This is a genomic window from Flavobacterium sp. UGB4466 (genome assembly GCF_903469665.1).
GTDB classification, from domain to species: domain Bacteria; phylum Bacteroidota; class Bacteroidia; order Flavobacteriales; family Flavobacteriaceae; genus Flavobacterium; species Flavobacterium lipolyticum.
The window spans coordinates 1-10,491 of record NZ_CAGKLC010000122.1; the positions used below are offsets into that span (position 1 = coordinate 1).

Sequence of the window (10,491 nt, forward strand, 5' to 3'; positions counted from 1 at the left end):
TATAGATTTTTTCGCATTACTAAAGTACTGCAATAAATTGCAGGGTTTTAAACCCGAATCTGAGACCAATAAAAAGATCGAAGAAAATTCTTTTTCTTCATGGCACTATCGCTATTATAAAGAAAATAGATTTGAAGTCGAAGAGTGCACGGAATACTTTAATTTTCTAAAGAAGAATGACAATCAAGAGACTTGTAATCAAAAAAAAACGTATTATTATTTAGACGGACTCCCTGTTGCTTTGTTTCTTCATAATGGCTGTGCCGATAAGACCACTCCATCTAAACTTTACCAATTTAAAGAAGGATTTCTTTCAGTTCTGGCTGATGTTCCAAACAGCATTGAACCCCAAAGCGAAAAATACACTTATAATAAAAATAAAAATCTGGTACTGATGGAGGATATCTGGAGTTTGCAAAAAGTAAGTGAATTAGTAATGACTTATGATAAAAAAGGCTTTCTTACCACAATACAAAGAAAATCAGATACAGCTAAAATGAGCCACTATTTTGAGGATCGAATTCTAAACATAACCTACAGCTTTTACTAATTGTCTAAATTAGATTTATCTTTCTTAAATTCGCTTCAACAACGGTAATGTTTAATTTCTAACTCCTAACAAGAAATGGATTTTCAGAATAATGATTTTTCAAAAACAGAGTCATTAGAATCAAAGAAAACAACTTTTATAGTAAAGTTTTTAGGGGGCCTTATTTTTGCAGGTACCGTTTTAGGAATAATTAACTTAGAAATAATTATTATCGAATCTAAACTTTCTGTTGAATTTAAAATTTGTTCTGTAGTACTGTCCGTAATTCTTTTATCTTTTTTGGTGTATTTTGTAGTAAAGGATATGATTATTCACCAAAAAAACAAAATCACAAAAGTAATAGTGGATCAAAATGGTTTGCACCATTATAAAGATGAAATAGTTATTGAATCCCTAACTTTTGAGTCTTTATGTCCAACTCCCGATCTGAAAAATTATGATATCGTTTTATCAGCGGGAGAAGATGCCGCTCATGATATTTGTGTGTATTACTTCGATAACTCCAGAAACGTAATAATGTATAAAGCCATTACATTCAATACTCCGTTTTCAATACGCAATGCAAAAGAATTAAAAAGACATTTCATAAAAGGCATTTTAAAATTCCGATCCGATTTGAAAGTTTCACCAAAGGTGTTGGATTTATTAAATTTAAACGATTTATAAAATTAAAAATATCTAAAAATTGTCCCGACCTGAATTTATCTCACAGGATTAAATAAGCCTCCCAATGTAAATTTGTTATGTAAGTCGTTATGTTTCAAACTCATAAATTTAAAACATTTCCTTCTTATAAGAATCTTTTCTTATTTGTAAAATAAACTCTTCTGTATAAACATACTCAGAATTATCCGAATTGTTTTTTAGAGTACTATTGTAACCAAAAAATCCATCATCTCCACAAATTAATCTAAAGATGATGAACTCTTGAATATTATTTTTATTGCACTCCTCCGCCTAAGGCGCGGTATAAATTTATTGCTGCATCTAGCTTTTCTAATTTTATAGTCACAACTTCAAGTTCGTTTTGTAAAGAACTATTTTGCGCTACAATAACCTCCAGATAAGTCGCCATTCCGCTTTTGTATAAAAGACCTGCATCTGCAGTTGCTTTTTCTAATGAAACTGATTTTTCTGTTACAAGCATAATACGCTCATCTGCATATTTTAGTTTTGACAAGGCATCATTTACTTCACCAACCGCAGTTATGTAAGATTGTTTAAATTGAATCGCTGCTTTTTCTTGTTCTAAAAGTGCAACCTGATAGGCTGTTCTTAACTCTTTCTTTCTAAATATAGGCTGTACTAAATTTGCTGCAATCGATTTGGTTACTGATCCCGGAAAATTAAACCAGGTATCAAACTCAAATGAATTTACACCAATCGACGGACTCAAACTTAATGTTGGGTACATCGTAGCCTTTGCTAATCCTGTTTTTGCATAAGCCGACATTACAGCATATTCACTTGCTTTAATATCTGGTCTTCTGCTTAAAAGCGAAGCTGGAATTCCGGCCGGAACCTCAACTGCAAATTCTGATACATTTAAGTTTCCTGCACGTGCTACAGTATTTGGATATTCTCCGCATAAAATCTGTAACGCATTTTCCTGAACTGCGATATTCGCTTTTGCTAAAGGAACCAATAATTCGGCTGTTTTTTTCTGAGCTTCACTTTGGTTTACTGCCAGAGAACTTATTGATCCTGCGGTGTATTGTAACTTCATCATGTTTAAAGTGCTATCGCTCAATTCAATATTTTTCTGAGCAATTTTAAGCTGCTCGTCTAACCCTAAAAGGTTATAATAAGCTTGCGCTACCTGAACAATGATTCTGGTTTTTAATGCCGAAAGGTTTTCTTTCTGAGCAAAATAAGTAGCTTTTGCGTCTCTTTTTTGCATTGCTGCTTTTCCCCAAATATCAACCTCCCAGGACATACGAAGATTGGCACTGTAATCATCTAAATAATCTTTACTTGTAAACTGGGCACTTAAGGAACCATTCAGTGAGTTTTTAGACTGATAAGTTCTGCTAGCTCCTGCATCAAAATCAAGTGTTGGAAGCAATGCTAATTTTGCCTGTTTGTAATTTAAATCCAGCTGTTCCATGCTTTTCATTGCGATAAGCACCTCGTTATTTTTAACGAGGGCTTTTTCAATTAAATCAACCAGCAATGGATCTTTGTAATAACTTTTCCACGGAAGTAAAACCGTATCACCCGTTACAGCAATTTCTTCACGGTATTTATCAGGTGAATTTAATGCCGCTCGGGAATATTTTTTTCCTACCACACATGACGTTAAAATCAAGCCGGTAAAGAAAGTAATTCCTATTTTATATAGTATTTTCATTATTATTCTTTTATAGATTGAACTACGATTTTCTTGCCCGAAACTTTTTCCTGTAAATATTGAAATACAATGAATAGCAACGGAATCACAAAAACTCCCAAAATAACTCCGCTCAACATCCCGATTGAAGCGCTCACACTTATTGATTTGTTTCCTACTGCTGTTCCTCCAGAAGCAAACATCAACGGAATCATACCAACAATAAAGGCAAGCGAAGTCATGATAATTGGTCGCAGTCTTGATCTTGCGCCTTCAATTGCCGCTTCAACAATACTTAAACCTGAAAGACGTCTTTGAAGTGCAAACTCTACAATTAAAATGGCATTTTTGGCGAGAAGTCCCACTAGCATAATAAGTCCGACCTGAACGTAAATGTTGTTATCTAAACCAACAGCTTTTACTCCGGCAAAAGCGCCTAAAATTCCTGCTGGAATTGAAAGTAAAACCGCCAACGGCAGTAAATAACTTTCATACTGTGCTGCCAATAAAAAGAATACAAACAACAGACATAATCCGAAAATGGCAATCGTTTGGTTTCCTCCTGCTTTCTCTTCTAAACTTAAACCTGTCCATTCGTAACTGTAATCGGCTGGAAGTTTATCTAAAACCTTTTCTAAATTCACCATAATCTGACCATTACTGTAACCCGGCAATGCCATTGCGGTAATATTTACCGAATTGTAAAGGTTGTAACGGTCTACCGATTCCGGTCCGTACACTTTATGGAATTTTACGATTGATTTAACAGGAACCATCTGCATTTGTGCATTTCTAACGAAAATTTCGTTAAACGCATCCTCATCCATTCTGAATATTCCATCGGCTTTTACATTAACTCTGTAAAACTTACCAAATCGGGTAAAATCTGATGATTGATCTCCGGCAAAATACGTCTGGATATTTCCTAGCAGTTCTTTTATGTTCACTCCCATTTGACGTGCTTTATCTTCATCAACTTCCAATTCCAGCTGCGGATAATCGGCTCTAAAAGTCGTATACGCATATTGAACTCCGGGTTGCTGCATAATTTGTGCGATCACTTTATCTGACATTGCTTTTAAAACTTCCGGACTTCTTGCCATTCTGTCCTGCAATACAATTTCGGCACCACTTGTTACACCAAATCCTTCTACAGGCGGCATTCTGAACACCATAACCGAACCTTCTTTGATTGTGGATAATTTGGCCGTAACACTGTTCAAAATTTCATCAATATCTTTAACTTCACCTCTTTCTTTTTTAGGCTTTAATTTAATAAAACCTAATCCGTATGCGGTACTGGAACTGTTACTCAAAATATTAAATCCTGTAATACTGGTGTTAACATCAATCGCTTTTTCTGATTCTAATATTTTCTCCATTCTCTGAACTACTTCAGTTGTACGATCAAGCGCTGTTCCCGGTGGCATAGATAAACTGTACACCATAAACCCATCATCTTCAAGCGGAACGAAACTTTTTGGCGTTGACATCATCATATAAACTGCAAGAGCTGTTATACCGGTAATTAATCCTGCTGCAATCCATTTTCTTCCCACAAGGAAACGAACACCTTTGATATATCTTCCGGTAAAATTGTTGAAACCCGTATTGAACCCCACAAAAAAACGGTCTTTAAAACTGGTTTTATGTTCGTGATTTCCGTGTTTGTCGTCATGATTTTTTAATAGAAGCGCACATAAAGCAGGAGTCAGTGTCAAGGCATTTACAGCCGAGATAATAATCGCAATTGCCAAAGTATAAGCAAATTGTTTATAGAAAATCCCTGAAGATCCTGTCATAAAACCAATTGGAATAAATACAGCCGACATGACCAAAGTAATTGAAACTACTGCTCCGGTAATTTCTGCCATTGCACTATGAGTCGCTTCTTTGGCTGAAATCCCAGCATCTTCTTCCATTTTACTGTGAACAGCTTCGACTACAACAATAGCATCATCAACTACAATTCCGATCGCTAAAACCAAGGCAAAAAGTGTTAGAATGTTGATGGTAAATCCAAAAACCAATAGAAAGAAAAAGGTTCCTACAATCGCTACTGGTACTGCAATAGCTGGAATAATCGTCGAGCGAATGTCCTGCAGGAATATAAATACAACAATAAATACCAGAATAAAAGCTTCTAACAAAGTCGATTTTACCTGTCCTGTCGCTTCGTCCAAACGTTCTTTGGTACTCATTACGTTCACGTATTTAATTCCGGGAGGAAAAGACTTTGATAATCGCTCTACTTCTTTATTAATCCCGATTTCGATATCGTTTGCATTAGAACCCGAAGTCTGTAAAATTGCCATTGTAACCGCATTTTTACTGTTCGATTTGTTGTCCCCGCTATAAGAGATTGAACCAAATTCTACTCTTGCTACATCTTTAAGACGCAACAAATTATTACCGTCATTTTTAACCACAATATTTTCATATTGTTCCGGCTTGTTTTTCTTTCCTTTATATCGAATTACATATTCTAAAGCCGCTTTTGATTCTTCTCCAAGTTTCCCTGGAGCCGATTCTAAACTTTGATCTGCAATGGCTTGCGTAACATCAGATGGAACCAAACCTGCATTTGCCATTTTTCTTGGGTCAAGCCAAATTCTCATCGAATAATCCTTCTGACCAAAAATCTGAACCTGACCTACACCGGGAACACGTTTCATTTGCGGAACCAAGTTGATATTAGCATAATTCTGAAGAAAAAGCTCGTCGTACTTTTTGTTATCCTCTGTATACAAGTTGAAAATAACAATCATACTATTTTGCTGTTTCGACGTTGTAAGTCCCATTCTGATTACTTCTTGCGGAAGTTTTGGAGTCGCTTGCTGTACTCTGTTCTGAACGTTTACCGCAGCCTGATCCGGATCTACGCCTTGTTTAAAAATAACGCTGATCGAAAAAGATCCATCATTACTGGCAGAAGATTTAATATACTGCATATTCTCAACACCATTAATCTGTTCTTCTAACGGAGTTACTACGGAACGAATTACTGTTTCACTATTTCCTCCCGGATACGAACCACTAACCATTACCGTTGGCGGCGAAATATCAGGAAATCTGGTAACCGATAATCTTGTTAGACCAATAATACCCAAGATCACCAGAACAATGGAAATTACTGTCGCCAATACTGGCCTGTCTATTATTTTTTTTAACATGGAAAATGTTATTTATATTAAAAACTAAAAATTATTTTTACTAACAGCTTTGACGATAGTAGCATTTAGCGTTACTTGATTATCGCTCTTACTTCGATACCATCACTTAGCGCATCGATAGAATTTAATGCAATCTTATCTCCGCTTTTTACACCGTTTTTTACAAAATAATTTACACCGGAACTTCCGGCAACTTCGATTGGTGTCATGGCTACTTTATTTCCTTTGCCTAAAACAAAAACAAAAAACTTATCCTGAATATCTTTTACACTTGCCATTGGTACCGTTACCACAGAAGACAAATTGCTGTTTAAAATAATTCTCGCTGATCCTCCTGCACGCAAAAGTTTTTTAGGATTTGGAAAAATCGCTTTTAAGGCAATTGTTCCGGTAGTTCTGTCAATGTTTCCGCTGGCGATTTCTAATGTTCCTTTTTGATCGTAAGCACTATCATCGGCCATAATAAGACTTACTGTTTTCTTTGATTTTGAATCTTTGGAGAAAGTCAGATAATCCGATTCGCTCATCGAGAAATAAACAAACACTGTATTAATGTCTGATAAAATAGTCAACGGAACTGTATCTGATGGTGTAACCAAGTTTCCGACACGATTTGGAATACGGCTGATATAACCGCTTACCGGAGCTTTTATCAAAGAGAAATCAGCGTTTAATTGTGAAGATCCTAAAGCTGCTTTTGCTTGTGCTGTCTGTGCTTGTGCTGCATCGTAATTTGCCTGTGCTGTTTTTAACTGCATGTCCGAATATACTTTTGCATCTACCAGAGGTTTCACTTTTTCAATTTCAAGTTTAGCATTCGCTAAATTTGCCAAAGCACTTTTGTATGCTGCACGACTGCTGTTAACCTGCTCTGTGTAAACATCTCCTTTAATTTTAAAAAGTGATTGTCCTTTGTTTACATAGTCACCTTCTTTTACATAAATTGCTTCAAGATATCCTGAAACCTGCGCTTTAATATCAACATTTACGGTACCTTCTACCGTTCCGGGGTACTTTTTCTCTACTTCACCTGTAACAGATTTTGCCTGAAAAAAATCTACTTCCGGTTTTGGAACCGCCATTGCATCTGCTTCTGATCCGCTTTTACCGCATGAAGAAAAACCAATGATAATCAATAAGACTACAACGGTATTGAGTGTTTTATAATTTTGAAAAAATTGTTTTGTCATTTTATTTCACTTTAATGAATACATAGAATTTGACCGCAAAATAACAGCACAAAACGACCTTTAAACAGAAGAAAGTTACCCAAACGGAATTTTTCGATACCGAAACGAATACGTATCTGACCAAAGAAAATCAGGCCTTTTAAAAATGGAATTTTAAAAAAATATCTGCAGCAATTATTCGGCTGTCATGTATATCGTAATCGATTTTTTTTTGCCACGTAAAAGCGTAGTTCCGGCGACTATAAAGTTTTTCTGATGTGTATGAGATAACTGTTCATAAAAAGAATGTGTAATTAAAAGATCGACATTAAAACTATTGCACAAATCCCGCACTCTTGCTGCTGTACTTAATACATCGCCATGATACGCAATTTCGGTTTTAATCTGTCCAATTTCTGCTACGGTAACAAGACCTTCATTTACCGAAGCTTTAAATTTTGGCTTTAAGCCGAATTTCTTTTGATAGAACTCCTTTCTTTCTAACAATCTAATAGAAAATTTCTCGTAAAGTTCAATACATTGTTGCCTGTCAAAACCTTCTGAAACTTTCCAGGTAAGAACCGCTTCGTCGCCTACATATTGATATACTTCGGCATTGTATTTTGGAAGCAATTCTGATAAATCACTAAAACATTCCTGAAGCAAAAGGCTGTAATTATAATGTCCGGCTTCTTCGGCTGCAGACGTTGAGGAATACATATCCAGAAACATAAATATTCGGTATTCTACAACCGGAATCATATAGTTTCCTCTAAGAAGACTTTCGAAGTAATTTTTCCCCATTCGGCGGCGGAATACCTGAAATAAAGTGATAAAAACATAGACGATAAGACAGTAAAATGTAAAACTCAAAATCCACATATTGCTAAGCTGCAAAACAAATAAATTGTCAATTGTTATATAATGCGCTTTATTAAGTCCCGCAATTATAATAAGTCCAATTATACATGTTAGTAGAAAAAGAAGGCTTCGAAGCAGAATCGTTACTAATATTCCGAAGTTTTTAAAAAACCTTGGATACACATATTCCTGTAGCAAAAACAGGTTTGTACCAATAAAAACACCCACAAAAAAAGCAATGATGAGCTCTGATTTTAAAAAATCTACTGCACTTGATCCAATCTCCCGAAAATAAAAATCGCCGATCATACTACAGGTCATAAAGACATAGAAAAACAGCGCCATAATCCATAATATAATAATCTGCAGGTATTCTTTGAACTTTAAAAAGGTTTTTAGGGAATATTTCATTTAAGACAATTTTGATACAAACCGGACTAAAAAAAATAAAGTCTAGAATAATAATAATGCAGCAAAATTATACCAACAATACAATGGGAATTTAAAAAGTGTTACCCAAACGTTAATTACAATTACTCAATAGTGATTTATCACATCCTCAAATGACCCTAAAATATTCATTTTAGCGATCCATCCATTGTTTAAATACAGGCGCTTTTTCTCTGCTTATGATCACTTCACGTTCAGCATCTAATTTAAGCTGTATTTTTAGCTTTGCATTAAAATAGTTTGAGATCGACTTTATGCTTTCTACTCGAATGAAAAACTGTCTGTTGGCACGAAAAAAAACATCCGGATCAAGTTCCTGCTCTAATTCTTCCATAGTCTGAGTTACGGGAATGGCCGTGCCGTCTTTAAGCACTAAATTACTGGTCTTAAATTCCGAATATATAAAATCGATATCAGCAACATCTACACTTTTATAACCGTCGCGATAGGTTACTAAAAAACGTAATCTAAAAGAAGGTTTATTCATAAAACCTTTTAGAATTCCGGCAATATCTGTGGTGTTATTTTCAACTTTCGAAATAGATTTAAACTTTTTTAAAGCAAATTCAAGTTCGTTTTTTTCAATTGGCTTCATCAGGTAATCAATACTGTTTACCTTAAAAGCTTTTATGGCATATTCGTCATAAGCTGTTGTAAAGATAACTGGAGAGGTAATTTCGACTTCATCAAAAATAGAAAAACTCAATCCGTCTGCCAGACGAATATCCATCGTGATTAAATCCGGCGCCGGGTTTGAATTCAGCCATTTAACTGAATCTGCAACGGTATCAATAACGGCCAGAATCTCACATTGAGGTTCCAGTTCTTCCAACAGTCTTTTTAGGTGGCTGGCGTTGATACTTTCATCTTCTACAATTAAAATTTTCATACTATTTTGAAATTAAAGGCAAACGTACACAATAAGCCCCATTTGACTCCGAGAAAACGGGCATTCTATCGTGCAGAATTTTATATCGAAACTCAATATTTTTATGTCCGATTCCAGTAGAAACCAAACTCTTTCCGGCTGTTGGTTGTAGATTATTTCTAACCACAAGATCACCAAGATCAGAATAAATAGAAATCGTAAGCGGATTTGACACTGTTGCCATATTATGTTTTACGGCATTTTCGACCAACAACTGCAAAGTTAATGGCGGTAAATGACGGTCTAAACAGGTCATATCAATTTGAAGTTTCAAATCAACCTTTTCACCAAGTCTTTTCTTTAAAAGATAAAAATAAGCATTCAAAAATTCAATCTCTTCTTTTACTGTTATGGTATCTTTATTTAGGTTTGAAATCATATAACGATACACCTTTGTAATATTCTCCAAAAATGATGCGGCGGCTTTTGGATCTTCATGAATTAGCTCCGTCAGGGCACTGAAATTATTAAAGATAAAATGCGGATCAAGCTGTAATTTTAATGACTCCAATTCATATTTTGCTGCGGCTTCCTGAAGTTCAGATGCTTTTACTTTTAGTTCTGCCGCTTCTTCAGAAGTAACACGCCAACGGTTCAACAAAAATATACTGGTATGAATAAAACTTATAAAAAGGGATAATATCGCAGCCATTAAATTGGACTGCCAGATCTGCACAAGTTCGCTTTCTTTTAGCGGTGTCCACGAATATAAATATTCCCACAAATACGAAAAAAAATAGTTTAAAAGAATATTGCCTAAAATAATGCATATAAATTGTGCAAAAGCTCTAAATATTGGCTTTTGTTCCCAACTAATCCAATAATTTAGGCTTCTCCCAACAAAGAGACTCAACTCTGTAAGTACAGCACAATATATCAGAATTATAAATATATCAAGCGTCCAATCTATAACCAATAAAGTGTTGTGCTCAAAATCCTGATAGGGATTCAGAAAATAATAAGAGGATAAATAAATCAGGAAAACCACCGGTATAACAATAACTCTATAATATTTATAGAAAAAATTCTTT

At 35.1% G+C, this 10,491-nt stretch carries 8 protein-coding genes; 2 read left to right on the plus strand and 6 right to left on the minus strand.

Going from position 1 to position 10,491, the window contains the following annotated elements:
- On the plus strand, window positions 1-550 hold a 550-nt coding region (locus JO950_RS19370), incomplete at its 5' end, for a hypothetical protein (RefSeq protein ID WP_202704117.1).
- A gap of 75 nt (window positions 551-625) precedes the next feature.
- Window positions 626-1,216: a hypothetical protein gene (locus JO950_RS19375; protein WP_202704118.1), complete on the plus strand. Its 591-nt coding sequence runs from the start codon at window positions 626-628 to the stop codon at window positions 1,214-1,216.
- A 274-nt stretch (window positions 1,217-1,490) separates the two neighbouring features.
- Here the strand turns inward: JO950_RS19375 and JO950_RS19380 are convergent, their stop codons facing one another.
- The 6 genes from JO950_RS19380 to JO950_RS19405 all read right to left on the minus strand — a co-directional run.
- Window positions 1,491-2,900, minus strand: coding sequence for a TolC family protein (locus JO950_RS19380; RefSeq protein ID WP_202704119.1), 1,410 nt, complete (start codon window positions 2,898-2,900; stop codon window positions 1,491-1,493).
- 2 nt (window positions 2,901-2,902) lie between these two features.
- Window positions 2,903-6,052: an efflux RND transporter permease subunit gene (locus JO950_RS19385; RefSeq protein WP_202704120.1), complete on the minus strand. Its 3,150-nt coding sequence runs from the start codon at window positions 6,050-6,052 to the stop codon at window positions 2,903-2,905.
- 71 nt (window positions 6,053-6,123) lie between these two features.
- Window positions 6,124-7,242, minus strand: a complete 1,119-nt coding sequence (locus tag JO950_RS19390) for an efflux RND transporter periplasmic adaptor subunit (RefSeq protein ID WP_202704121.1) — start codon at window positions 7,240-7,242, stop codon at window positions 6,124-6,126.
- Window positions 7,243-7,416: 174 nt separating this feature from the next.
- Window positions 7,417-8,493: an adenylate/guanylate cyclase domain-containing protein gene (locus JO950_RS19395; protein WP_202704122.1), complete on the minus strand. Its 1,077-nt coding sequence runs from the start codon at window positions 8,491-8,493 to the stop codon at window positions 7,417-7,419.
- Window positions 8,494-8,665: 172 nt separating this feature from the next.
- The gene (locus JO950_RS19400; protein WP_202704123.1) at window positions 8,666-9,421 is read right to left on the minus strand and encodes a LytTR family DNA-binding domain-containing protein; all 756 of its coding nucleotides are present in this window, start codon (window positions 9,419-9,421) and stop codon (window positions 8,666-8,668) included.
- Window position 9,422: 1 nt separating this feature from the next.
- Window positions 9,423-10,491: sensor histidine kinase (locus tag JO950_RS19405; protein ID WP_202704124.1), on the minus strand; the 1,069-nt coding region annotated here is incomplete at its 5' end.

Excerpts from the sequence above, each read along its gene's own strand:
- JO950_RS19375 (WP_202704118.1), top strand. The coding sequence starts at position 626 with ATGGATTTTCAGAATAATGATTTTTCAAAAACAGAGTCATTAGAATCA.
- JO950_RS19380 (WP_202704119.1), bottom strand. The coding sequence starts at position 2,900 with ATGAAAATACTATATAAAATAGGAATTACTTTCTTTACCGGCTTGATT.
- JO950_RS19385 (WP_202704120.1), bottom strand. The coding sequence starts at position 6,052 with ATGTTAAAAAAAATAATAGACAGGCCAGTATTGGCGACAGTAATTTCC.
- JO950_RS19390 (WP_202704121.1), bottom strand. The coding sequence starts at position 7,242 with ATGACAAAACAATTTTTTCAAAATTATAAAACACTCAATACCGTTGTA.
- JO950_RS19395 (WP_202704122.1), bottom strand. The coding sequence starts at position 8,493 with ATGAAATATTCCCTAAAAACCTTTTTAAAGTTCAAAGAATACCTGCAG.
- JO950_RS19400 (WP_202704123.1), bottom strand. The coding sequence starts at position 9,421 with ATGAAAATTTTAATTGTAGAAGATGAAAGTATCAACGCCAGCCACCTA.